This window comes from Marinomonas epiphytica (genome assembly GCF_054780655.1).
Genome location: NZ_BAAGVX010000039.1, coordinates 115,418 through 140,738, shown reverse-complemented (window position 1 = coordinate 140,738; position 25,321 = coordinate 115,418). Strand labels below are relative to the sequence as shown.

Genomic DNA, 25,321 nt, shown 5'->3' with positions numbered 1-25,321 from the left:
ACTTGTTGTTCTGTATAGAATGGTATGACTCTCGTCAGCTTGCTCTTAGGTAGCCCAAATACGCGGTTCGCAAACTGGTTTGTCAATTAGACAGGGCCGAATATATTGCCAGCAATGGCTGAACAAGTGCTTCATCGCTTCGCAATCATGGTGTAATGCTCGAAGTACCAGAAACTCTCCTGTTTGTGTCACACCACAAGTAGCAGGGTGTGCATCACATACGGTTCTGATCTGCTCGATAAGAGAGCTTGTATCTGCCTTGGGTGGAAAAGGCCCTGCGATCATAACACCGTTATTCACCGCCCCTTGTAATCCAGCACAAGCTTGCATTAGGTGACGATTAGCATCGTTAATAATCAAACGCTCTCGAAACTTAATGCTGTTCTCTACTCGAATTTCTAGACCTTGTTCGGCTTGACCTTGGTCAAAATCTAATTGGTTGGCAGGTAAGCCAAAACAGGTAATTTCCCAGCCAATAAAATGGGCAGTTTTGGCTAGATTAATAACACTTTCCAAACGGGTATTGGCATTAGGATAAAGAATCGTTTCTTGTGGCAACCATTCCAAAGTACTGTGTTCGCCAACCGTTAATGTTGTGGTTTGTTCTTGTAAGCTGCGGTCCTCACGAGCGCGATATGCTCTGCCTGCTCCGGGGGTAGTAATGAGTACATGGCAGTTTTCTGCTAGCTTTGCCTCAATGGAAAGCTTGTCTCCTGAAACGAGGCCTCCAGGAGGGTGCAATAAATAGGTGTGAGCAACGTCAGCCCCTTCAGGGTAAAAGGCTTTTTGCACATATAACGGCCCCTTGTGCTCACACGTTTTAAGAACGGTTCCTCTGCTAGTGCGTTGGAAACCTAAAGAAAGGAAAGCCCGCCAGCGTGAAGCAGAAACAGGTGCCGGCCTACTTGAATAAGCAGCCTCGGCACTTGGATCCTCTTGAACACTGGCTAGATTACTGTGTTTGCTCATGTGTTTTTTGTTGCTCTAGTCAATCAGTTTAGCGATTAGGCTATACGGCTAAATATTGCTTAATTAGCTCGTCACTGAGCCTTTCCATTTTATCCGCTGCGACTACTCGGCCTTTTTCCATAAGGCGGAACTCCTTACCCACGCGTCTAGCAAAGCCCAGTTTCTGCTCTACCAAAATAACCGTTAAACCTTCTTCTTCGTTGAGTTTTAGAATAACGTCGCCAATCTGTTTAACAATATTTGGCTGGATGCCTTCATTGGGCTCATCAAGAATTAACACTTTCGGTTCAAGTACTAAAGCCCTACCAATAGCAAGCTGCTGCTGTTGGCCACCGGATAAGTCACCACCACGACGATGTAGCATATCCTTAAGGACGGGGAAAAGTTCAAAAATCTTTTCAGGGATCTCTTTTGGCGAGTCCTTGGTGCGTTTGCTACGGACTGGTAAGCCGATCCGTAAGTTTTCTTCAACCGTTAGCATGGGAAAGATATCGCGCCCTTGCGGAACATAGCCAATGCCTGAATAGGCTCTTTTTTCTGCACTTTGCTTCGTTAAGGAGGTGCCGGCTAGGGAAATATCACCACTTTTAATTGGTAGTAGCCCCATTATTGCTTTTAAAAGCGTGGTCTTGCCCACTCCGTTACGGCCCATGATACAAGTGATGGAACCGGGTTCTATGTCCAGATCCAAGCCCCACAAAATTTGTGTGCCCCCATAAAGTTGATCAACGTTGTTTATGGAAATCATGCTTAGGCTCCTTCACTTGCGGCTTCTTCGCCAAGGTATACTTCAATAACGTCTTTATTACTTTGGATTTGATCCATTGTGCCTTCAGCCAGCACTGAGCCTTGGTGTAGCACGGTAACAGTGCGAGCAATACTTCGTACAAATTCCATGTCATGCTCAACGACAATAACGGTCCTTTCACCGGCCAGAGAGGTTAAAAGCTCTGCTGTACGCTCTGTTTCTTGTGGGGTCATTCCCGCAACTGGCTCGTCAATCAGTAATAACCTAGGGTCTGCTGCTAATAGCATGCCAATTTCAAGCCATTGTTTCTGGCCGTGAGATAAGGCTCCAGCGAGCATGAATCTGTGCAGATCCAAACCAATGATTTTTAACACCTCATCAATGCGATCTATTTGAGTAGGGGTAAGCCTAGAAAATAGAGTTGGTATCACACCTTTATCCGTTTTTAAGGAGAGTTCTAAGTTATCAAAAACCGATTGCTCTTCGAATACTGTGGGTTTTTGGAACTTTCTGCCGATCCCAAGTTGGGCTATGCTGGCTTCGTCCTTGTCTAATAAATTATGATTCTGACCAAAATAGACGCTACCTGAGTCACATTGAGTTTTTCCTGTAATAACATCCATTAGGGTTGTTTTTCCAGCGCCATTAGCACCGATTAAACAACGCAACTCTCCATCATTAACATATAAGTTGAGGTTGTTAAGTGCTTTAAAACCGTCGAAACTCAAGTTTAGTCCTTCTACGTAGAGAATCATTTGGTTGTCTACATTGACGGTCTTTTGGGCAGGGGTTAAGAACGGCCAAACTTGGTCCCTACGAAAGGTCTCGCGTAAGTTATCAACAGTGTTTTCTAGTGGATTCATGCTTGTGATTCCTTGTTGTTAAGGGGACGCTTGAAACGCAATTTTTCGTATAAGCCCATTAGTCCTTTTGGCAGATATAGGGTGACTAATACAAACATAGCACCTAAAGCGAATAGCCAGGCATCGGGTAAAATTGCTGTAAAACGAGTCTTAGCATAATTCACCAATAAGGCTCCAATGACGGCACCAATGAGTGTGCCTCGGCCACCTACAGCCACCCAGATCACAATTTCAATGGAGTTTATAGGAGAAAATTCCCCCGGGTTGATAATGCCAACTTGTGGTACATATAGCGCCCCTGCGATTCCGGCAATCACAGCAGAGAATACAAACAACCATACTTTATAACGGTCTGTGCGATAACCAATGAAACGTGAACGGGATTCAGCATCGCGCACCGCTAAAACGACCTTACCAAAACGTGATGACAAGATACGTTGGCTAATAACAAAGACAATCGCCAACATAAAAGCAGTTATCATGAATAAACTCACTCGGGTGCTATCAGCCTGCAGATCGAAGCCAAGAATCTCTTTAAAATCGGTTAAGCCATTGTTTCCACCAAAGCCCATTTCGTTTCTAAAGAAAGCCAGTAATAGCGCATAGGTGAGTGCTTGAGTCATGATAGAGAGGTATACGCCAGTTACCCGTGAGCGGAATGCCAGCCAGCCGAACACAAAGGCTAATAAACCAGGGACCAGTACGGCCATTATCATGGCAAACCAAAATTGATCCATACCTAACCAGAACCAAGGCAGTTCTTGCCAGTTAAGAAACACCATAAAGTCCGGTAACAAAGGGTTTCCGTAAACACCTCGGTCGCCAATTTGACGCATTAGATACATGCCCATGGCGTAGCCACCTAAGGCGAAGAAGGCGCCGTGGCCTAAACTTAATATACCGCAATATCCCCAGATTATATCTACTGCTAACGCTAGCATGGCGTAACAAAGGTATTTCCCTAGTAAGGTGATAGTGTAAGTGCTCACATAAAGTGGCGAGTCTGGTGCTAAGAATAAATTGGCCGCACTGGCTAATAGCGTCACGCTTAGTAGCACTACAACAAAAGGCAGTGTGTGCTTACCAGAGGTACGGCCCTCGCTAAACCATTGGATAAGACGTGTCATTCTGCCGCCCTCCCTTTTTGTGGAAAGAGCCCTTTAGGACGCTTTTGAATAAATAAGATGATGAATACCAGTACAATGATGGCGGCTAGCACGGCGCCAGTGGTAGGTTCTAAGAACTTAGTCGCAATGCCTAAAGAGAAAGCGGCAACGAGTGTGCCCAGTAGATTACCTACGCCTCCAAATACAACCACCATAAAGGAGTCGATAATATAGGCCTGACCTAAATTAGGGCCAACATTGGTTAATTGGCTTAGTGCAACCCCCGCAATACCGGCAATGCCAGAACCTAGACCAAAGGTCATAGCGTCTACCCAATGGGTTTTTACCCCCATAGATTTTGCCATATTTCGATTTTGCGAAACGGCTCGTACATTTAGACCTAAAGACGTTTTTTTCAAAATTAAAACCAGTGCGAAAAAGACCAATAGAGCAAAGGCTAAAATGTATAAACGATTCAGAGTCAGTGACAACACAGGGTTTATCTCCCATGAGCCACTCATCCAACTTGGTGCAGATACCTGACGGTTCAAGGGTGAGAAAATGGTTCTTACTAACTGCTGTAGTATCAGGCTGATACCAAAAGTAGCTAGCAGGGTTTCCAGTGGGCGCCCATGAAGGTGGCGAATGACAAGGCGTTCAATTAATACCCCCATGAGCCCTGAAACAAGGAAAGCCGCAGGAATAGCAACCCAAATAGAGTAGTCAATATGATGTGGCATCAGTAATTGAACAACATAGGTTGTATAGGCACCAAGCATGATCATTTCGCCATGGGCCATGTTAATAACACCCATAACCCCAAAGGTAATAGCTAAACCGATCGAAGCAAGTAAAAGTACTGAGCCAAGGCTTAGGCCGAAAAATAATTGATCCAGAAAGGCAAACCGTTCGGTGCGTTGAGCGATTTTATCTAGGGAAGTCTGTGCCGCTGAAGCAATAGACGGCTGCGGGTCTTTGGTTAACTTGATTAAGCTATTGCGAACCTCGCTCTCAAGGCTGGTTGAAAGAGTTTGGATAGCTTGGATGCGCTGGCTTGTTTTCAGTTCAGTGGTACTGGCGGTATGTATTGCAAGGGCGACTTCCATTGCCTCTTTAACCTGTTCACTCTGCTCGTTAAGGTAGAGTTTTTCGATGAGCTCAATCGTGCTTGGGGTGAGTTGAGAAAGTAATTCTTGAACAGCAGATTCGCGGCTATCAGGATCAGCAGAGGTTAATTGAATACGCGCAATGGCAGAGCGCAAAAAGCTTCGAAGCTTGTTGTTTACTCGAATTTTTTTAACGTCTCTTTTGCTTAGGACGGTAACCAAATCTTGAGAAAAAATATCCTTATAAAGCGTTGTGCCTTGATCTTTTGATTGACCTAGAACTTGTTTGTTGGCTTTTAAATAGTATAGGTCTCCAGCCAATAGGGTTTCGAAGAGTGGTAAAATACTTTCACCTTCATTAGTCGCTAGCTGTTCTAAAATGGGAGCCATCTCTTTCAGTTTTGCGCCTGTAAGCTCCGCCAAGAGGGTGTTAGTCTGGCTTGGCTGAGAAGCGTTGACAGAAAAAGATAAGGCACCAAAAAGACAGCAGCACAGTGCAATTAAATGTCTCAAGGTTATACTCCATGTCGCAGGTGTTTGAATTTGTATCCAAACAAAGGGGCTGGTTTGATCGTGACTTATGATCATCACATTTGCGGTTAAAAAGCCCTCTGCATAGCAGAGGGAAAACAACAAAGTAGTAGAGTTAAGGGCTAGGTATGGCACCGAGCCCTTTAGATAATACTAGTAGTTTTGACCAGAGCAGGTTTCTGTTTTGGTGTTGTAGTTGCCACATTTAATTGGCGCCGTCCAATCAGAAATAAGGTCTTTAGAGCCTGGTAAGAAGTCTGACCAAGCATCACCAGGAACCACCCCGTCGGTTTCCCAAACCACCTCAAATTGACCGTCATCCTGGATTTCGCCAATCAGTACAGGTTTGCTCAAGTGGTGGTTCTTGTTCATGACAGCGATGCCACCCGTGAGGTTTGGTGACTCTTGACCTATCATGGCTTGTTCAACAGCATCGACATCAGTAGTGCCAGCATCTTTAACTGCATTTACCCACATATTGAAGCCTATGTAGGTTGCTTCCATTGGGTCGTTGGTAACTCGATCAGGGTTGTTAGTGAAGGCTTTCCACTGGGTGATAAACTCATCGTTGGCATCCGCTTCAACACTTTGGAAGTAGTTCCAGGCGGCTAGGTGCCCAACTAATGGTGCCGTATCTAAACCAGAAAGTTCTTCTTCACCCACAGAAAAGGCGACCACTGGGATGTCTTCAGAAGAAATGCCTTGGTTACCTAACTCTTTATAAAATGGTACGTTGGCATCGCCATTGATGGTTGAAACCACGGCCGTTTTTTTGCCTTCGCTTCCAAATTTTTTGATGTCTGAAACGATTGATTGCCAATCAGAATGTCCAAAAGGCGTGTAGTTGATCATGATGTCTTCTGCAGCAACACCTTTGGCTTTTAGGTAAGCTTCTAAGATCTTATTGGTCGTACGAGGGTATACGTAATCCGTACCGGCTAAAACAAAACGCTCAACATCCAGTTCGTCCATTAAGTAATTGACCGCAGGGATGGCTTGTTGGTTTGGCGCTGCGCCAGTATAGAATACGTTCTTAGACGATTCTTCACCTTCATACTGAACTGGGTAGAACATCAGACCATTAAGCTCTTCAAGAACAGGCAAAACAGACTTGCGTGATACCGATGTCCAACTACCAAAAATAACATCAACATTTTCCTGAGTTAGCAGCTCACGTCCTTTTTCGGCAAATAAAGGCCAGTTGGATGCCGGGTCAACCACTATTGCTTCAAGTTGCTTGCCTAACAGGCCGCCTTTCTTGTTTTGCTCTTCAACCATCATTAATACGGTATCTTTTAATGTGGTTTCAGAAATCGCCATGGTGCCAGAAAGTGAGTGTAAAACCCCCACCTTAATGGTGTCAGCTGCGAAGGAAGGAAGAGCAACAAAAGTTGCACTGGTTAAAGCGATTGCGGAAACTAACGTCTTCATTTTCATGATTGAGCTTTCCTCTAGGTCGTGTTTTGGTATGTAACGATAGAGTTAGTATTCAATAAAGTGCTCGATCTGAATATTGGCTGAATGACCCAGTCAGCTACGTCAAATGACGTATGCTGAAAATTAGAGTAATGATGAGGGCGGTATGAAACAAGATGTTGAGCAAAAGCTGAACGGCTACCCAGAAAGTATACGGCAGATAATGCTGAGTATCCGTAAGCTCATATTTGGTGTGGCCGAGAACTGCCGGTTAGGTGAGGTGGAAGAGTCACTCAAATGGGGGCAATTAAGTTATAAGGTTTCAAAAGGAACGGCAATCCGAATGGACTGGAATGAAACGACAAAAGATAAGCTGCACTTTTATGTGCATTGCCAGACTTCTCTGATTGGTGCTTTTCGAGCTATGTATCCCGAACAGTTTGACTACCAAGGCAATCGCGAGCTAATGATGACAATAGAGGGGGATATGCCCCTCAACTGTTTAGCACATTGTATTGAATTGGCTTTTACCTATGATCGAAAAAAACAACCTTTTTAGTCTCTAGGTTAATGAGAATCTTGTTCAAGTTCTTGTGCCTGAGCATATTGATTGGCTGTTTTAGCGGCTAAATAAGCGGCTTTATGGACAATCTCAGATCTTGGATCATTCAAGTAAGACGCGGTAAATAAAAGATCCTTCGGACGCCAGCCTGGACTAAAGGCTTTAATGCGCTTGTCCTTAATAAATCGTTGTGCCAAAAGGGTAGGGAGTGCTCCAATCCCAATGCCTGATGCAATCATTTCAAAACTGGTGGAAAGTGACGTAGAAGGAAAAATTTGGCCTACTGAACCGTACCTATGCATGAGCTCTGTCGTGAGATTTTGATATGGGCGTGATAAACGTGAGAATGACATAATAGGGCTGGTTGAAGGGTGTGGAGAGGGCTCGTCGACACTGCAAAACCAGCCAAGTTTAAATGTTGGGAGTGGTATGTTTTCGACATTTCCCTCAGCCAGTGGTCCCATGAGAAAAGCCAAATCTAAGTGTCTTGTCAGCAATTGTTCTTTTAAGTTCAAAGTAATATCGACGGAAAGCTCAACCACCAGTTTTGGGTACAGTTTTCGCAGCGCGCTAAGAAAATTTGACAACCAAGATTGGGCAATGGTTTCGGCAACGCCAATTCGAATAACACCTTTTATTTCCTCACTCGGCGTTAATTCGTCTTTCACTTGCTCCATAAATGATTCAATTTTTTCAGCATGGGCGCGCAGTAATAACCCTTCTTTGGTTAACACGACGCCAGTTTTTTGGCGCTCAAATAGCGAAACACCTAACTCCTCTTCTAGGGCGGCGATACGCCCAGAAATAGCAGGCTGGGAAAGATTCATTTCATGAGCAGCACGACGCACACCACCCAATTTTGCCACCCATAAAAAGGTTTTGAGCTGATCAAAATTCATTCATTAAATTCTCTTTATAAATACGCTTGCCAATAGGTGATCATAATATCTGATCACAAATGATAAAATTTTACGAATTGACATTATCATGGTTAGAAACAAAACTGAAACCCAAGCCTTTCTTATGAGGCCTAAAAATTACATTGGGTGAAGTTTGAGATAACGACCGTTTAAACGATAAATAGGAAGACAGCATGATGACGAAATTAAGCTCGAAAAGTTTGTTAGCCACTTCAGTTGTAGCGGCTACTTTTGCCATGAACGTTTCTGCCAGTGAAACTCTTTCTGTAGTAGGGAGTTGGAGTAGCTTACCGTTGAATAAGCAGTTTGAAACGCCTTTTTGGACTAAGACAGTTCCAGCAGAGAGCCAAGGTGAGTTCGAAGTGGCGATGACCACTCATGACCAAATGGGCATTGGCGGCGGTGATGTATTTCGTATGTTGGGCGATGGTGTCTTTGATGTGGGTATGACGGTTGGTGATTATGCAGTAGCAGATGCGCCAGCGCTAGAAGGCTTGGATGTGCCTTTACTAGCAACGAATGCCCTACAAGCAAAATCTCTAGTGGAAGCGGCTCGCCCAATGGTGGAAGACATATATGAAAACACCTTCAACTCGAAAGTGTTGGCAATTGTGCCTTACCCTCCACAAGTTGTTTTTTGTAATGCACCAGTTGAAAACCTTAAAGACCTAGAAGGTTTGAAAATACGCGCTTCTGGCCGTATGACAGCAAAATTTCTTGAAGCGTTAAACGCTCAAAGTGTCAATATTAGTTTTGGTGAAGTGCCAGGCGCATTACAGCGTGGGGTGATTGATTGTGCGGTAACTGGAGCAGGATCTGGCTACAGTGCTGGGTGGTGGGAAGTAACCACTCATTTGATGACTTTACCTTTAGGTGGTTGGGATCCGGTTGTAACCGCTGTGAATTTAGACAAATGGGAAAGCCTAAGTAAAGAAGACCAAACATTCTTAGCAAATGCAGTGGCTACTAAGTTAGAAGCGCCAGCATGGCAAGACGCCCAGGGTGCCTTGAATGAAGATATTGCTTGTTTAACAGGTCAGGGCGATTGTTCAAAAGGGGATAAACGAGATCTTGTGTTAGTAGAGCCAAGTGCTCAAGACGTTGAGCAAGCCAAAACCATTTTGACTAGCAAAGTGTTGCCTGAATGGGCTGAACGAGCTGGCCAAGATTGGGCAATTCGTTGGAATGAGTCCGTTGGTAAAGTGGCCAACGTAGAGATCGAAATTAACTAAGGTACTCTTTATGAATCGCATTATTTCTATTCTGAGAGGAATAAATAATGGCGTGGCAGTGATAGCAGGGCTAGCGTTGCTAGCCTGCATTGTCATTATTATTGTCGATATTCTATTGCGAGAAGTGGGCATTACGTTTAGTGGCTCAGAAGAGATTTCGGGTTATGTGATGGCGGCATTAGCCAGCTGGGGCATAAGCTACGGGTTAACCACCAAAGCGCACGTAAGAATCGATCTGTTAAGAGAGAAGAGTCAGCCTGTCGTTCGCTGCCTTTTTGATTTGATTGCTTTGTTTTCCTTATCTTATGTGGCTGTGTATGTGGCTTATCGTGGTTGGTCTGTGGTCGAGAAGACATTAAAGTCTGGTGCTCTATCAAATACGGCCCTGGAAGTGCCTTTAATTATTCCGCAAGCCATTTGGTTCTCAGGTTGGTTATGGTTGGCCTTATCTTCTTCAATTTTATTATTGGTTGCCTTAGTTATGGTGTTACAAGGCAAGTATCAACAAGTCGATGAAAGTATTGGTACAGGAGACGAGGTATGATTTTATTTACATCTCTAGGTTTGTTGGGGTTACTGGCCTTATCAATACCTGTGGGTATCGTGCTTTTTTTATTGGCATTTGGTATTGATGAGTTTTTTAGCCCTTTCCCCTTGATGCGTGGACTTGGGCAAGTGGTTTGGTCATCGTCTAACCATCCTACGTTAATTGCTGTTCCTTTTTTTGTGTTGATCGGTGAAATACTTCTGCGAAGTGGTGTCGCTCAAAAAACCTACGCGGCTTTGAATGCTTGGGTGTCTTGGTTACCTGGTGGATTGATTCACGCTAACATAGCAACAGCAACCATGTTCTCTGCTACGTCGGGCTCTTCCGTTGCAACAGCCGCTACCGTGGCGACCGTGGCAACGCCTCAGGCTGAAAAGCTGGGGTATGATCCGCGCCTGTTCACTGGTTCTATTGCTGCCGGAGGCACGTTGGGGATTTTAATTCCTCCTTCTATTAACTTAATTGTCTATGGTTTTTTAACTGAAAGCTCAATACCAAAGCTGTTTCTTGCAGGTATAGTGCCCGGTATTTTAATGGCCCTGCTCTTCATGCTTGCGACCGTGATTCTGTGTACTTTGTATCCTAAGCTAGGTGGCCCTAAGCAACACAGTAGCTGGTCTGAAAAATGGCGTGCTCTCCAAGCTTTGGGACCCATTTTGTTTTTATTTATTGCGGTAGTGGGTTCAATTTATATGGGTTGGGCAACACCTACTGAGGCTGCTGCAGTAGGTGTATTGATCTCGCTTGTGATTGCTATGCTGGCCAAAGCGCTAAATACTCAAATGTTGGTTGATAGCTTGGTCGGGACAATCAAAATCACCTCTATGATCATGCTGGTGGTGATTGGCGCATATGTTTTGAACTTTGCTTTAACGGCCGCTGGTGTTGGTCGTGCTTTGCAGGATCTGCTTAACGGCTTGGGCTTAAGTGCAACAGCGACGCTCTTGGTGATCATTCTGACTTACATCGTCTTAGGCTTCTTTATTGAGACCCTTTCATTAATGGTTGCCACTATTCCAATTGTTGTTCCCATCATAGCGGCTATGGGTTACGACACCATTTGGTTTGGTATTTTAATGATCATTTTAGTGGAAATGGCTTTGATCACACCGCCTGTTGGACTCAACCTCTATGTGGTTAATTCAGCTCGCCAGAAAGGTAACATGATGGATGTCATAGTGGGCAGTATTCCTTATGTACTGATTATGCTTATGATGGTGTTTTTATTGATCGCCTTCCCAAGTTTAGCCCTATTTTTACCGGATAATTTCTAAGGAATATTATGTTTTTTCAAGTAAATGGCGTATCAAAAGAGTTTAATATAGAAAATTTGGTCGTGGCTGGCTGGACTGCTCGTGATGCTCGTGCTGTTCAAATCCATATTGATGAATTGGCTGAAATCGGCGTGGCTCCTCCATCAAGTGTGCCACTTTACTACCGTGCGGCAAACCTGTTGGTGACACAACAAGAAAAAGTGGAAGTTGTTGGTGAAGACTCTTCAGGAGAAGTAGAGCCGCTTATTATTAAACAAGGTAATGAATGCTGGTTAGGTATTGGTTCAGACCATACTGATAGAGAGCTTGAAGCACATTCAGTTGCATTGTCTAAGCAGGTTTGTCCTAAACCAGTCGCAAAAGAGTTATGGTCTTTTGACGAAGTTGAAGGCCACCTTGACCAATTAGAAATGAAGTCCTGGGTAGATGAAGGGCAGGGTTGGACCTTATATCAAGAAGGTACTTTGGCTGCGATTCGTCCTCTTAAAGAGCTTATTGAGAACGCTGACCTACAAGATAACAGTGCCATGCTATGTGGTACTTTTGCAGCCATTGGTGGTGTGCGGAAAACATTAAAATTTAAGATGAGTTTGCATGACCCTGTTTTAAATCGAACGATTGAGTGTGTTTATAGCACACAAGAGTTACCTGCGGTTAAGTAGCAATTTAAGGAGTTTATATGACGTCAAAGGCATGGCAAGGCAGAGAACTTACCTCTCATTTAACGCAAGTTGAAAGTCTAATTGAAACACGCGGTGACGCGATTTTTACCGAGCGTTTTCATGAGCCAGTTGAAGATCAAAATAAGGTTGGTGAGTTGGCAGGGGCCGTTGTCACAATAAAAGACCTATTTGATGTAAAAGGTTATCAAACCAGGTCTGGCTCTGTGTTTCTTAATTGTGCTGAACCCGCCACTAAGGATGCTGAAGCAGTAAAGCGTTTACGCCAAGCAGGAGCATATTTATTGGGGCACACGAACATGACTGAACTGGCTTATTCTGGTTTGGGGGTGAACCCACACTATGGCACTCCTCAAAGCCCTCTTTACCCTGGTGCCATTGCGGGTGGCTCAACCAGTGGAGGAGCGGTGTCGGTTGCTTTGGGTATGGCCGATATTGCCTTAGGCAGTGACACGGGAGGTTCCTTACGTATACCTGCAGCATTTTGTGGTGTAACAGGGTTCAAACCCACTCAGCAAAGTGTCTCCTTACAAGGAGCGCTGCCTTTGTCGAACTCCTTAGACTCTATTGGACCGATTGCAAACAAGGTTTCTGATTGTGAAGCCGCTTGGCGGGTTTTGTCAGGAGAAACAGGTGTTGCTGAAGAGGCAACGCAGGCGCATTTTATTGTGCCTACGAACTTTGGTTTTGACGATATGGATGCCACGGTGAAAACGGCTTTTAATGATTTTGTTAACAAACTAAAAAAACTGCCTGGCATTACAGTAGAAGAGAAGGTATTAAGTATTTTTGATGAGTATAAAAAGCTTCCTGTTTGGCAGTTTTCGGCAGTAGAGTCCAGTCGTTATTATCAAGACGGACTAGGTGTCGCTTTGGAATCGTTGGATCCAAGGGTTGCTTCGAGAATGGCACGAGCTCAGCAGGTTACAGAGCAGGAGTTCGCAGAGACCTGTGAACAACGAGCTGAGTTAATCAAAGCTTATAAAGAGCAGGTTGGAGATGCCAAGTTGTTATTGCCTACGGTCGCTATTTTGCCGCCTAAACTGTCTTCTTTGGAGCAAGATAGCGACTATGATCGCATTAATCTTTTGTGTTTGAGGAATACCTCCATAGCGAATGTGTTAGACGCGTGTAGCATTTCCTTGCCCTATCAATACAAGGGAGATCATATCGGCATCATGCTGACAGGTATAAACGGTAGTGATCTTAGTTTGCTCGGCGTAGCAAAACGGCTGGAAGCTGATATAAGTCAATAGCATATCCCTTTGGCCCTATTTCTTGCAGAAGATATAGGGCTTTTTTTCTTTATAACGATTTATAAATCCCATACGCTTTGTGCTAGAGTGCCTGTTTTTTTAACGTGATAAGACAAGTACAAATAGTGTAACGAAGGAAGTCACAGTGTCCGAAATGAAAACCAACCAAATTGAAAAGCTTAATAAACTGCGCACGGCTTGGTTGCCTGTCGTTGAATTTCTTTTTGGCCCATCCCCTGACAATGTTAGCTTTGCAGGTTTTGACGTCAGTAATGAAATAGCCAAGCCTGTGGTAACAGTGACAAAACAAGAGCAACAGCTTACTTACCAGATTCAAATTCCTGAACGTAGCTTTACTAACGAGGTGATGCTGCTCTGTGATGTTGTTCAGGAATTGGTAAGAGGCTTGTACCCATTAGAGGATCAAGCATTCGAACCGAATGTATTGAGTGAAGGAGTTGCTGTTTACGGTGCCGTCACAGCAATCAATCAGGTGTTTGGGGAAGAAACATTAGCCACTTATATTAATGCGTTAGAGCAAAGAGGGTTCTCCTATTATGACGCATTTAATTATGCTGCTGATGTATTAGCAACAGACCCTGAAGCCATCAAAAAACTACGTAATGTCCAACCTTTCTTGTATAAACTTCAAAAATCAGACTTTGATACTGCACAGGTCTTGGTGGAGCGAAAAATTCAAGACATCTTATTATTTACTTTTAGAGAGTAGGTTTTTTAGGATAACTTTCTAACATTTTAAGTGATCCAGTTGTTTAACAGGTGCGTAACTCTTCAATATAGAGTGAGGTGTGATCTGGTCAGAAACCTCGCTCATGTAAATTACAGATACAAAAAAGTGACAAGGTCGCAATAAAATTAGCGGATAAAGCATATTTTATTGATATTTCGCAATACTCTTGAGGAAACACCTGCCATTTTACAATTTCTAGGGGTTATCTATTGTAAAAGCCGTGTGGCAAAAATATAATTGTTGCGCTTAAATTTCGCCACGCGTGATGCGCAAGCGATGAATTGTGTCTCTCAATGATAATCATGATTTTATTTTTTAAGCACTCCATTTAGCTTTCGTGACCTGATTTTTATGGGTTGTGTTAATGAATTCTAAGCGTTTTTTAAGCGCCTAGTTCGCTTGCAAAGCTTGCTCTAGGACATTCTGAGGTTACAGATGAAGAGAAAACTGTTCCAATCAACTATGGTATTTTCACTGGCACTCTTGTTAAGTGGTTGTGATTTGACCTTGTTCGATTCTAGCGGTGTCACAGGAAAAGAAATTGGTGATACTATCTTATTGACTATGGGCTTAATGCTTATAGTGGTGATTCCCACCATAATTATGTCTGTATGGATTCCCTACAAATTCCATGAAAAGAAAACAGACGAGACGTACGAGCCTGAGTGGGAGCATTCAACTAAGATCGAATTCTTAGCGTGGGGTGTACCTGTCGCCATTATCGTGGTGTTAGCTTGGATTGCTTACGTAACCTCATATTCTCTTGATCCACGTAAAGAGCTTGCTTCTGATAAAGAGCCTCTCACCATTCAAGTTGTGGCAATGGATTGGAAATGGTTGTTCTTGTTCCCAGAAGAAAAAATTGCAACCGTAAATGAAGTTGCTTTTCCTGTTGACCGTCCCGTTGAGTTTTTGGTTACTTCCCAATCTACAATGAACTCTTTCTTTATCCCTAAAATTGGTGGTCAGATTTACGCCATGGCTGGGATGGAAAACCGTATGAACTTAATGGGCACAGAAGTTGGAGAATACCGCGGTATTTCTTCTAACTACAGTGGTTTTGGTTTTGCTGGTATGCGCTTTAAAGCAAAAGTGACAAGCGAAGAAGATTTTCAGGCATGGGTAGAGGGCGTAAAAGCCTCTGGTCAAGCGCTGACAGACGAAGAGTATGATCGTTTAACAGAAAAGACCCGTGATCATAAAGTAGAGTACTTCTCTTCTATAAACCCTTTGCAATTCAAGAATATTATTGAGTCTTTCATCGGAGCCCAAAATGGTTCAAACTGATCTAATTAAAGACCCACATGTGCTGACTGGTAAGCTGCACTGGGGTGTATTGCCTATTCATGATCCTGTTGTCGCACCGGTTATGGCAGCCGTTGTGGTTGGCGGATTGATGCTGCTAGGATTCCTTACCTACAAAAAATTGTGGGGCTATTTGTGGAACGAGTGGTTCACATCAGTAGACCACAAAAAAATAGGTATCATGTACTGTATCGTCGCACTCGTGATGTTATTACGAGGCTTCTCTGACGCGGTTCTAATGAGAACGCACCAAGCTCTAGCGACGAGTGACAGCTTTGGAGGAGGATATTTGCCTCCAGAGCATTATGACCAAATCTTCACCGCCCACGGCGTTATTATGATCTTCTTCGTTGCCACACCGCTTATGGTGGGTATTATGAACGTGATCATGCCATTGCAAATTGGTGCTCGTGATGTGGCATTCCCATTCCTGAACTTATTAAGTTTCTGGCTCTTCCTAGTAGGTGCCTTGCTTGTGAACATTTCTTTGTTCGTAGGTGAGTTTGCTGCCGTAGGTTGGTTGGCTTACACACCGCTATCAGGTATTGAATACAGTCCCGGGGTAGGGGTCGACTACTGGATATGGGCACTGCAAATTTCGGGTATTGGTACAACGTTAACAGCGGTTAACTTTGTAGCAACCATCCTTAAGATGCGTGCTCCAGGCATGACTATGATGAAAATGCCTGTATTCACTTGGACAACGTTTTGTGCCAACGTAATTGCCTTGGTTATCTTCCCTATCTTGACCATTGCTATTGCGCAACTAACATTAGACCGCTACCTGGACTTCAACTTCTTTACCAACGACGACGGTGGTAATCAGATGATGTGGGTTAACCTTATCTGGGCATGGGGTCACCCTGAAGTATACTTCTTAGTATTACCTGCATTCGGTATGATCTCAGAAGTAACAGCGACTTTCTCTCGTAAGAGACTATTCGGTTATGCCTCTCTAGTATGGGCAACCGTTGTTATCATGCTGTTATCCTTCCTAGTATGGTTGCATCACTTCTTTACAATGGGATCTGGCGCAAGTGTTAACGCCTTCTTCGGTATCATGACCATGATCATAGGTATTCCGACAGGTGTTAAACTCTACAACTGGATCTTTACCATGTACAAGGGCCGCGTGGAGCTAACGGCTTCTATGTGGTGGGTAATTGCCATGCTGATTACCTTTACCATTGGTGGTATGACAGGGGTAATGTTGTCTATTCCTGCCAATGACTTTGTTCTACATAACAGTATGTTCGTACCTGCTCACTTCCATAACGTAATTATTGGTGGTGCCGTGTATGGTTACTTTGCTGGTTTCACTTACTGGTTCCCTAAAGCAACTGGTGTGAAATTGAATGAAACCTTAGGTAAATGGTCTGTAGCTTTGTGGTTCTTCGGTTACTTCTTCGCTTGGTTACCGCTTTACTACACAGGTTTCGACGGTATGACACGTCGTCTACAGTACGTTGACAACCCAGAGTGGCAATTCAGTATGAACATCGCTCTGATTGGTGTTGCTTTAATTGCGCTAGGTATTGGTACTCAAGTAGCAAACATCGCTTGGAGTTTGTACAAGCGCAATGAGCCTGGTTACAAAGACGAAACGGGTGACCCATGGGATGGTCATACTCTTGAGTGGTACACAAGTTCGCCTCCGCAGTTCTATAACTTTGGTGAAGTCCCTCACATTGATGACCGTGATCCGCTGTTAGACATGAAACAAAAAGGTGCGGCTTATAAGCGTCCAGAGAAATACGAGCGTATCCATATGCCGAAAAACTCTTGGGCAGGTCCAGTCATTGGCTTACTAACTTTACCAATGGGCTTTGGTTTCGTATGGCACATTTGGTGGATGGTCATTGCATCTGTTGTTGCTATCTTTGCTTGTTGGATCAAACTAAACTTCGAGCGCAACAAGGATTACTATGTTGAAGTGCCTGAAGTTGAAGAGATTGAGTCTAAGTTCTTGAAGAGCAACGAAGGTCGTAGCTACTACTTTGAGAAGTTCGCTAAGCACTATAAAAAGTGGACGCCATCTAAGTAAGAGCAAGGTTGTTACTAAGTATTCAGTGAACCATAGCGGCAATACCTAAAGTTAGGTATTGCCCTAGAAATTAAAATGTTTGGAATATACATATGACTGCATTAACGAACGATCATGACATTCATGAACATGATGATCACCACCACCATGAGGCTGAGGCGGCTGATCGCTACATGTTTGGTTTCTGGTTATACATAATCAGTGACTGTTTGTTGTTCTGTACCTTATTCGCAACCTATGCGGTAATGAGCCAGAACTTTGCAAACCAAATTACCCCACATGAACTTTTTGACTTGGGTTTTGTAGCGGTTGAAACGACCTTGCTACTATTCAGTAGTTTTACCTTTGGTATGGCTATGTTGGGCGCAAATGAAGAGAATATGGCGAAAACCAAAGGTTGGTTAATGGTAACCGCTTTGCTTGGCCTGGGTTTCTTGGGAATGGAAATATACGAATTTGTCCATTTCAGCCATGAAGGTGCCACGCCGCAAACGAGTGGTTACTGGACGGCATTTTATAGCCTTGTAGCAACTCACGGTCTTCACGTTACTGCCGGTTTGATTTGGATGTTTATCCTGTTCATTCACTTTAAGCGTGATGGTTTTTCTCATGAGAACAAAATCAGACTGTCTTGCCTAAGTTTGTTCTGGCATTTCCTAGATATTATTTGGATTTGTGTATTCAGCTTCGTTTATTTGAGAGGTGCAATGTAATGTCATCTGAAACAGGTCATGGTGGTCAAGCGCACGGTAGCGTTAAAGAATACGTTACAGGCTTGATCCTATCTATTATCTTAACGGTTATTCCTTTCTACCTAGTTATGTCTGGTGTAGCAAGCGATACACTAACTGTGGTTGCTATTGTTATTGCTGCTGTTGCTCAGGTGCTTGTGCAAATGGTTTTCTTTTTGCACATGAATGGCTCATCAGAGCAAACTTGGTTAACAGCATCTGCTGTTTACACAGTACTGATTATGCTTTTGGTTGTGATTGGCTCACTTTGGATTTTTGAGCATCTTAATCACAACATGCTTATGGGTCATTAATAACCTAGTCGAGAAAATTATGCTTAAAGACTATGTTTCGCTGACCAAGCCAGGCATTATCTTCGGAAATCTTATAGCCGCTGCAAGCGGCTTTTTCCTTGCAGCAAAAGGGGATATTGATCTCTTTTTGTTGCTAATTGTCCTAGTAGGCACGGCTTGTATTGTGGCTGCTGGTTGTATTGTGAATAATTATGTCGATCGCGACATTGACCTGAAAATGAGCCGCACCAAGAATCGTGCTCTCGCTCAAGGTAGAATCAGTGTTTCTTCTGCTTTGTCTCTAGCTTTTGTTCTAGGGGCGGTTGGTTTTCTTCTTCTCTACCTCTATGCCACTTTTTATGCCGTACTTTTTGGTGTTATTGGCATACTCGTGTATGTGGGTTTTTATACGTTAAAGTATAAACGTAATTCAGTATATGGCACCTTGGTCGGCAGTCTATCTGGTGCTTGTCCTCCTGTAATGGGCTACGTTAGTGTGACTAATAGCTTCGATGCTGGAGCCGCAATATTGCTGTTAACCTTTTGCTTTTGGCAAATTCCTCACTCATATGCCATTGCCATTTGTCGTTTCGAGGACTACAAAGCGGCAAATATTCCAGTCTTGCCTGTGAAATATGGTGTTAAGGCTGCGCAATATCATATGTATGTGTACATTTTAGCCTTTGCCGTTGCTGCTTTGTTATTAGTAGAAAGAGGGTACGTCGGCAATATTTATGCACTGGTCGTTAGTGCTATGAGTCTATATTGGATCTATTTAGTGAAAGTAGGCTATAAAGCTGAAAGTGAACAAGTCTGGGGAAGAAAGTTGTTCGTATTTTCTATTCTTATGATTACCGTTTTTAGCGTGCTCATTTCAGTTGATTATGTCAATGCCGCGCCAAGCGTGACCTTGTTGACAGGCTATTAGGAAGGTTTGTATGAATGAGTCTCGATTGCTGAAAATGTCCGTGATTGGTGCCATCCTGTTGTCAGTTGTGATCATTGTACTGTATGTCACTACTACGACTGTACCAATCGGTGAGAAGTATCGCCCGATTGAAGAATTGGGTGGCCCTTTTACTTTAGAAACCAAAAACGGACCTTTCTCATTGTCAGACATTGAAGGCAAAGTAGGGGTTGTATACTTTGGTTTTTTGAGTTGTACAGAAGCGTGTCCCGCATCGATTGGTGTGGTGCAAGCGGCTTATAAGCAGCTTACTCCAGAGGAAAGAGATAAGGTTCAATTTTTATTTGTTAGCGTTGATCCAGAGCGTGACTCTTTAGAAGATCTATACGATTTTGGTGAATATTACGATAATGATTTACTGGCTTTGACTGGAAGCCAAGAAGAAATCGATAAAGTTACCTCAGATTATGGCGTGTTCTTTGAGCTACAAGACCTAGAAGGCTCTGCACTTGGCTATACGGTTGATCACTCATCACGCTTTTACATGATTGATAAACACGGCGAACTGTTTACAACTATGAGTCACAGTACCACTCCAAGTGAGTTAGCTGCTCGAATTAAGCAGTTAATGGGTTCAAGCCAGTTTGCATCTTAAGTGCCAATATTTTTTGATTAGGGTAGCCAAGCCATGGGAAATTTGATTTTTGTTCCTCTCGTTACAGCAATGTTGGGGTTATCAACGGCAGCTTTTGCTGAAACTAAAATGATTGAAATTGTTGATGAACATAATATTCAACAATGTCGACAACCCTTGCTTGCCATTGCAGATGAGATAATCGACAAGAAAGAACATAGATTATATGTAGATCAGCCTAAAAGTCATGCTGACAAATACCCTTTTACAGTAATAGGAGTCATTACCTATAACGATCAAGACTCTCAAGTTGTTTTCAACGCATCACCTATGGTTAACGGTGAATGTGAAGTGTCTTATCAAGAGGTTTTTGCATTACCAGAAACCTGTCTGGCCGTGCGTGAGCAGGTGTTTAAAAAGTGGGAATATGTTGGAAGATTAAGTGATGACAGCTTCTTTTTACGACATAAAGAGCGCTTAACTCGTAATGCAACCTTGACCAGCATTAAGTCTGGATCTGAGTGTCTAGTCACTCGCCGTCACAGTGGAATTTAAGGACTGTATATGAAAAAACGAGTTTCAGCACTGGCCGTCGCTTTAGTAAGCTCAATTGCCGTGTCTGCTGAGTTAGAAATTAGCCGAACGAATCTTAAGGCTAATGTACCTGGCAGTGATAATACCGCTGCCTATATGTTGGTTGAAAATACATCGAACAAAGATGTGCGTATTATTGGGGCTCAGTCCGATGTGGCAGAGTTTACCGAGCTACATACTCATACGATGGACGGCGATCGAATGATGATGCGCCACATTGAGCATTTAGACATTGATTCAGGAGAGTCTGTTCGCTTTGCTCCGAATGGTTACCATGTGATGCTTATTAATTTAAAGCAGCGCCTTAAGCATGGTGAGCAAGCGACTATTACCTTCCAATATGATGACGGCACATCACAGGATGTTCCCTTCGACATCATTGACCCAAGAAAGCTGAGTAAATAACTCAGCTCTCTTCATTTTGAAGTTTAGCAATACGCTCCATGACCAACTGCTTTGTTACCACGCCGTGAATAACACCGGCAATCTCACCATTTGGGGCAATTAAGTAAGTTGTAGGTAGGACACTGGGTAAGGCAACTGGGAGTTTGGTTGCTGAAGGGGTAGTGAGAATAGGGAATTCAATGTTATACTTGTCGATCAAATCCTTAATTTGTGGGTCAGTTAGGCTGTCATAACTGATACCAAAAATTCGTAACTCAGTACTATGAGAAAGCTCATTTAATTCTGGCAGTTCTTCTAAACATGGCTTACACCACTCTGCAAAGTAATTGATTAGTGTCCATTGCTCACTCTGCCAGTGATGCTTTTGATCATCTACCGTTGTAAAGCTCGGGTTGTTTTTCAGGTTTAATACAACCAAGAGTACAATCGCAGGCAACATGGCACAGGCAAACAATTTAATCACGAGAGATTTATTTTTCAGTAACATATTCAGACACTCAAAACGGTCGCAAAAAACTCAAAGAAAGGGTTGCCCCCACCATGGTGAGGGCATAATAGCTAGGCGAACAGCGATGAGCAAGGCTTACTAAAAAAGTGTTAATTTGTTTCACAGACTCGATAGCAGCTTGGTGTTCTTGGGCACACAGCACCTCTTGAACAGATTGTACGAGCTTCGTTTGCTATGCCTCTTTCCACCCAATTAATGTTTAGAATTCTTGCAACACTTAGGAGCTCTTTTTGAATTTTTCTCGGAATCTGAGCCGACCCTCCTTTGCTTACACAGGCTTGTTTTAATTCTTCTGCAAGGCTTATTGCATCCCCACCTTGTGCTTCAATGGCAGGGTTTAAATCAATGCCGGAGCAAAGCACGTGCTGGTGATTAGCAAGATCCGATACCTTAATTGATTCGCAAGCGTAAATTCTTGGCTGATCTCCCACATTGAGTATGGATATTTGTGAGGAAGTACCTTCCATAGGAGTGTTAATCATACGAAATACCGCCCAATGCTGGCATGGGTCTTCAACTAGGCGCATATTCCCCCAGGGAAGTGGAATACCATTGCCCCGATAAACCGCTTTAAGTTTACCTGGTGCATAGGCGTCAAAGTAATGCCAATGAGGGTAAGGGGATACGGCGGTCATGCGGCGCATGGCAACAGAAGGAGACACTCCAGCCATTTGACAGGTGTCTATCTCATAACCACGGCGATCTAACATTTGTCTAAATGGTACTTTGGGGCACAGTAGGGCACCGGCAAAGAAGCTGCATTCAAAATCACGCCAAGCTTTTAAAATATCTTGAGCGTCCATGCCCGAACCCTGTATTGGTTGGCTTCTTTCTTGTAAAGGGGTGATTTCATCACGCCCTGTTACTAATACATTTCGCATTCCGTCTTTGTCGTGTAATACACAATGTCCAATGTGGACGGCCAAATTATACTTCAATCGAATGGGTTGGTTTTCCATGATTTTATTGATGTAAATGGTATGTGGAGGCTCGAAGAAAGAAGTCACAACGTGATGTGGCTCTAACTGCATGCTCTCTCGAACCGTTTTTGGAGTACGACTAAACCATTTGATTTGTATGCCGTGCTGTTTAGTAATGGCGAATAACTCTTCCAAACTCAAGGGTAATCTTTTTTGGCCAATTTCTTCTGCCGCTCTTTCTAAATCGGGGAAATGATTCTGATGATGTTCTTGATGGGCGCGAATTAATAGATGTGCAAACTGACGGCCGCTAGTGCCTGTTTGGGACAAAATTTCTGGGATGGCAATTTGTAAAATTTCATTTGAAAACAAAAAGTTAGGTTCTAAAGCCATGCCATTGATGCCACCGCTTGCGCCTTTGTTAGGGGTAATGGCTTGCTGTTCAGGAATATCATCTAAAAACCAAGCGACTTCTTTTTGAAACACCTCGGCGATCACTTCTAACACTTCTTCACTTGGTACCCGTTTGCCTCGCTCAATCATGGATAAATAAGACACTGAAGGGGCGTAATCTGGTGCCAACTTGATACAGCGGGCAGACAAATCCTCCATTGTTAAACGGTTACTTTTTCTAAGGTTGCGAATTTTTGTGCCCAAAAAATGGGCTTTACGAGACAAACTATTTTTATTTTTCATTTTTGTAAAATTTACACTGTGTAATTTTTATTGTGAAATTTTAATTTAGTTTCACATAGACTAAAAATCAAGCAACACATCTTGCTTACTGACATTAACAATAAGAACAACGCCATAAAGGATAATTTAGATGAATATGCCCCTACACAAAAACAGCAGCATCAATGAAGGGTTTATTAGCTTCATCAATGAAGAAGTTTTGCCTTTGCACAACTTAAATCCAGACGCTTTCTGGCGTGACTTTGAGTGCTTAGTGGCTGATTTGGCCCCTAGAAACCGTGAACTATTGGCCACAAGAAATCGATTGCAACAGCAAATTGATGAGTGGCATCAGACCAATCAATCCCAGCCTTTGGACATTTCTAATTATGAAGCCTTCTTGCGTGAGATTGGCTACTTGGTGGATGAGGGAGAAGATTTCCAAGTAGAGACCACAAATGTTGATGCAGAAATTGCTACCATGGCAGGACCTCAGCTTGTGGTGCCATTAAAGAATGCGCGTTTTGCTTTAAATGCAGCGAATGCGCGTTGGGGAAGCTTATATGATGCACTATACGGTACGGATGCGCTGGCTCATGAAGAAACGGATGAACAAGATGTAAACGGTCGCAAAAACCGTGTCGTTGAGCAGAGTAAAGCCTTGCTGGATGATATTTTTCCATTAGACCGAGGCTCTCATAAGGAAGTGACCAGCTATGTGGTTTACTACCATCACCTCTTAGCATTTTTTAAAGATGGCTCGAAAGCGGGTTTACAGCATCCTCAACAGTTGGTTGCTGTAAACGGACAACGCAGTGAGCCAGAATCTATATTGTTAAAAAACAATGGCTTGCATGTAGAAATTCAATTTGACCGTAATGGGCCAAATGGCTCAAGAGATCAAGCTTGTATTAATGACATTATTATTGAGTCAGCCTTAAGCACCATTATGGATTGTGAGGATTCGGTTGCCGCAGTCGACGCGCAAGACAAAATCGACGTGTACCGTAACTGGTTGGGGCTAACTCTTGGTAATTTAACTGCACAATTTAATAAGCAAGGTCAGCAGATAACTCGCCGTTTACAAAAAGATCGCATCTTCACTGACTTAGATGGCCAACCCTACGTACTTCACGGACGCTCTTTATTGCTTATTCGCAATGTGGGTCATTTGATGGAAACAGATTTAATGCAGGATGCAAATGGACAATTTGCTCCAGAGGGAATTGTGGATGCCGTCGTAACCAGTTTGATTGCCGCGTTGGATCTACAGGGTAAGGGGGCGTTAACCAATAGCCGAACAGCGAGTATTTATATTGTTAAGCCTAAAATGCATGGCCCAGATGAAGTCGCTTTTAGCTGTGAACTGTTTTCACGTGTTGAACAGCTTTTGGGTCTTGCTGAGAACACAATAAAAATTGGCATCATGGATGAAGAGCGTCGAACCACACTGAACTTAAAAGAGTGCATCCGTAGAGCGAAGAGTAGAGTGGTGTTTATTAATACTGGTTTTCTTGATCGCACCGGCGATGAAATTCATACCAGCATGCACTGTGGTGCTTTTTTACCTAAGGCGCAAATTAAGCAGCAAGCTTGGATAAAAGCTTATGAAAATCGCAATGTTGAGATAGGTCTTAAATGCGGTTTATCTGGCAGAGCACAGATTGGTAAAGGCATGTGGGCCATGCCTGATGAAATGGCTGCCATGATGGAAGAAAAGCTTAGCCACCCTAAATCCGGAGCGAATACCGCTTGGGTTCCCTCTCCTACTGCTGCCACGTTACATGCGCTTCATTACCATAAGGTTGATGTGTTTAGTGAGCAGCAAAGAGTGCTAACTCGTCCTGAGGCCAAGCTACATGACTTACTTAGTATTCCTGTGATTCCTAATACACTGCGATTGTCTGACTCCGTGATCAACAAAGAGATCGACAATAACGTACAAGGCATTTTGGGCTACGTTGTGCGCTGGATTGATGCCGGCATAGGTTGCTCAAAAGTCCCTGATATCAACCATGTCGGCCTTATGGAGGACAGGGCAACACTACGTATTTCGAGCCAGCACCTTGCCAACTGGTTGCTACATGGTGTGTGTAATCCGCAGCAAGTAGAAGCGGCTATGGAGCGCATGGCCAAGGTCGTAGATGAGCAGAATGCAGACATCAAAGGCTATATCAGCATGTCAGACAAACTTTTTGAAAGCCGTGCTTACCAAGCCGCTCATGACCTTATTTTCAAGGGTGTTGAGCAAGTAAACGGCTACACCGAACCTCTATTGCATGCCCATCGATTGATGGCCAAGCAAGAGCAATAAGCATACTAGGTATGCATTCCAAGCATGACT

The 25,321-nt window shown here is 43.4% G+C and carries 25 protein-coding genes; 16 read left to right on the top strand and 9 right to left on the bottom strand.

What is annotated here, in order from left to right:
- Positions 1-45: 45 nt before the first annotated feature.
- The 6 genes from ACYVGZ_RS15140 to urtA all read right to left on the bottom strand — a co-directional run bounded on the left by ACYVGZ_RS15140 (position 46) and on the right by urtA (position 6,760).
- A complete protein-coding gene (locus tag ACYVGZ_RS15140; protein ID WP_460757433.1) occupies positions 46-969 on the bottom strand; it encodes an urease accessory protein UreD in 924 nt (307 codons plus the stop codon).
- A 40-nt stretch (positions 970-1,009) separates the two neighbouring features.
- Entirely contained in the window at positions 1,010-1,717 is a 708-nt protein-coding gene (gene urtE, locus ACYVGZ_RS15135) for an urea ABC transporter ATP-binding subunit UrtE (protein ID WP_460757431.1), read from the bottom strand.
- A gap of 2 nt (positions 1,718-1,719) precedes the next feature.
- Entirely contained in the window at positions 1,720-2,580 is an 861-nt protein-coding gene (urtD, locus tag ACYVGZ_RS15130; RefSeq protein WP_460757429.1) for an urea ABC transporter ATP-binding protein UrtD, read from the bottom strand.
- Entirely contained in the window at positions 2,577-3,707 is a 1,131-nt protein-coding gene (urtC, locus tag ACYVGZ_RS15125; protein WP_460757426.1) for an urea ABC transporter permease subunit UrtC, read from the bottom strand. Before urtC ends, urtD begins: the two co-directional genes overlap by 4 nt.
- Positions 3,704-5,305 carry an urea ABC transporter permease subunit UrtB gene (gene urtB / locus ACYVGZ_RS15120; RefSeq protein WP_460757424.1) on the bottom strand — a complete coding sequence of 534 codons (1,602 nt, stop codon included), beginning with the start codon at positions 5,303-5,305 and terminating at the stop codon, positions 3,704-3,706. Before urtB ends, urtC begins: the two co-directional genes overlap by 4 nt.
- A 171-nt stretch (positions 5,306-5,476) precedes the next feature.
- The gene (gene urtA / locus ACYVGZ_RS15115; RefSeq protein ID WP_460757421.1) at positions 5,477-6,760 is read right to left on the bottom strand and encodes an urea ABC transporter substrate-binding protein; all 1,284 of its coding nucleotides are present in this window, start codon (positions 6,758-6,760) and stop codon (positions 5,477-5,479) included.
- Positions 6,761-6,905: 145 nt separating this feature from the next.
- On the opposite strand from urtA, the gene ACYVGZ_RS15110 reads away from it, so the two are divergent.
- Entirely contained in the window at positions 6,906-7,298 is a 393-nt protein-coding gene (locus ACYVGZ_RS15110; RefSeq protein WP_460757419.1) for a hypothetical protein, read from the top strand.
- Between the two features lie 8 nt (positions 7,299-7,306).
- On the opposite strand, the gene ACYVGZ_RS15105 is transcribed toward ACYVGZ_RS15110, so the two are convergent.
- The gene (locus ACYVGZ_RS15105) at positions 7,307-8,200 is read right to left on the bottom strand and encodes a LysR family transcriptional regulator (RefSeq protein WP_460757416.1); all 894 of its coding nucleotides are present in this window, start codon (positions 8,198-8,200) and stop codon (positions 7,307-7,309) included.
- 194 nt (positions 8,201-8,394) lie between these two features.
- Here ACYVGZ_RS15105 and ACYVGZ_RS15100 point away from each other — a divergent pair, with 194 nt between their 5' ends.
- The 14 genes from ACYVGZ_RS15100 (at position 8,395) to ACYVGZ_RS15035 (ending at position 20,874) form a co-directional block, all read left to right on the top strand.
- Complete coding sequence (locus ACYVGZ_RS15100) at positions 8,395-9,453, top strand: TRAP transporter substrate-binding protein (protein WP_460757414.1); 1,059 nt, start codon at positions 8,395-8,397, stop codon at positions 9,451-9,453.
- Between the two features lie 10 nt (positions 9,454-9,463).
- On the top strand, positions 9,464-9,997 hold the full coding sequence (locus tag ACYVGZ_RS15095) for a TRAP transporter small permease subunit (protein ID WP_460757411.1): 534 nt from the start codon (positions 9,464-9,466) through the stop codon (positions 9,995-9,997).
- Positions 9,994-11,274 carry a TRAP transporter large permease gene (locus ACYVGZ_RS15090; RefSeq protein ID WP_460757409.1) on the top strand — a complete coding sequence of 427 codons (1,281 nt, stop codon included), beginning with the start codon at positions 9,994-9,996 and terminating at the stop codon, positions 11,272-11,274. The genes ACYVGZ_RS15095 and ACYVGZ_RS15090 overlap by 4 nt, the downstream gene beginning before the upstream one ends.
- Positions 11,275-11,282: 8 nt before the next feature.
- On the top strand, positions 11,283-11,936 hold the full coding sequence (locus tag ACYVGZ_RS15085) for a DUF2848 domain-containing protein (protein WP_460757406.1): 654 nt from the start codon (positions 11,283-11,285) through the stop codon (positions 11,934-11,936).
- 17 nt (positions 11,937-11,953) lie between these two features.
- On the top strand, positions 11,954-13,210 hold the full coding sequence (locus ACYVGZ_RS15080) for an amidase family protein (RefSeq protein WP_460757403.1): 1,257 nt from the start codon (positions 11,954-11,956) through the stop codon (positions 13,208-13,210).
- A gap of 154 nt (positions 13,211-13,364) precedes the next feature.
- A complete protein-coding gene (locus ACYVGZ_RS15075; RefSeq protein WP_460757695.1) occupies positions 13,365-13,940 on the top strand; it encodes a hypothetical protein in 576 nt (191 codons plus the stop codon).
- 456 nt (positions 13,941-14,396) lie between these two features.
- Complete coding sequence (gene cyoA, locus ACYVGZ_RS15070; protein WP_460757401.1) at positions 14,397-15,248, top strand: ubiquinol oxidase subunit II; 852 nt, start codon at positions 14,397-14,399, stop codon at positions 15,246-15,248.
- Entirely contained in the window at positions 15,235-17,310 is a 2,076-nt protein-coding gene (gene cyoB / locus ACYVGZ_RS15065) for a cytochrome o ubiquinol oxidase subunit I (RefSeq protein WP_460757398.1), read from the top strand. Before cyoA ends, cyoB begins: the two co-directional genes overlap by 14 nt.
- A 92-nt stretch (positions 17,311-17,402) precedes the next feature.
- Positions 17,403-18,023: a cytochrome o ubiquinol oxidase subunit III gene (gene cyoC / locus ACYVGZ_RS15060; RefSeq protein WP_460757396.1), complete on the top strand. Its 621-nt coding sequence runs from the start codon at positions 17,403-17,405 to the stop codon at positions 18,021-18,023.
- Entirely contained in the window at positions 18,023-18,355 is a 333-nt protein-coding gene (gene cyoD, locus ACYVGZ_RS15055) for a cytochrome o ubiquinol oxidase subunit IV (RefSeq protein WP_460757393.1), read from the top strand. Before cyoC ends, cyoD begins: the two co-directional genes overlap by 1 nt.
- A gap of 19 nt (positions 18,356-18,374) precedes the next feature.
- Positions 18,375-19,262, top strand: a complete 888-nt coding sequence (gene cyoE / locus ACYVGZ_RS15050) for a heme o synthase (RefSeq protein ID WP_460757391.1) — start codon at positions 18,375-18,377, stop codon at positions 19,260-19,262.
- A 10-nt stretch (positions 19,263-19,272) separates the two neighbouring features.
- Positions 19,273-19,896, top strand: coding sequence for an SCO family protein (locus ACYVGZ_RS15045; RefSeq protein WP_460757388.1), 624 nt, complete (start codon positions 19,273-19,275; stop codon positions 19,894-19,896).
- 33 nt (positions 19,897-19,929) lie between these two features.
- A complete protein-coding gene (locus ACYVGZ_RS15040) occupies positions 19,930-20,430 on the top strand; it encodes a hypothetical protein (RefSeq protein WP_460757385.1) in 501 nt (166 codons plus the stop codon).
- Between the two features lie 9 nt (positions 20,431-20,439).
- Positions 20,440-20,874: a copper chaperone PCu(A)C gene (locus ACYVGZ_RS15035; protein ID WP_460757382.1), complete on the top strand. Its 435-nt coding sequence runs from the start codon at positions 20,440-20,442 to the stop codon at positions 20,872-20,874.
- Position 20,875: 1 nt separating this feature from the next.
- Here the strand turns inward: ACYVGZ_RS15035 and ACYVGZ_RS15030 are convergent, their stop codons facing one another.
- Positions 20,876-21,361 carry a TlpA family protein disulfide reductase gene (locus ACYVGZ_RS15030; protein ID WP_460757379.1) on the bottom strand — a complete coding sequence of 162 codons (486 nt, stop codon included), beginning with the start codon at positions 21,359-21,361 and terminating at the stop codon, positions 20,876-20,878.
- Positions 21,362-21,471: 110 nt separating this feature from the next.
- Positions 21,472-22,998 carry a DUF3612 domain-containing protein gene (locus ACYVGZ_RS15025; RefSeq protein WP_460757376.1) on the bottom strand — a complete coding sequence of 509 codons (1,527 nt, stop codon included), beginning with the start codon at positions 22,996-22,998 and terminating at the stop codon, positions 21,472-21,474.
- A gap of 130 nt (positions 22,999-23,128) precedes the next feature.
- Between ACYVGZ_RS15025 and ACYVGZ_RS15020 the strand changes: the two genes are divergently transcribed.
- Positions 23,129-25,291 carry a malate synthase G gene (locus ACYVGZ_RS15020; RefSeq protein WP_460757373.1) on the top strand — a complete coding sequence of 721 codons (2,163 nt, stop codon included), beginning with the start codon at positions 23,129-23,131 and terminating at the stop codon, positions 25,289-25,291.
- Positions 25,292-25,321 lie beyond the last annotated feature (30 nt).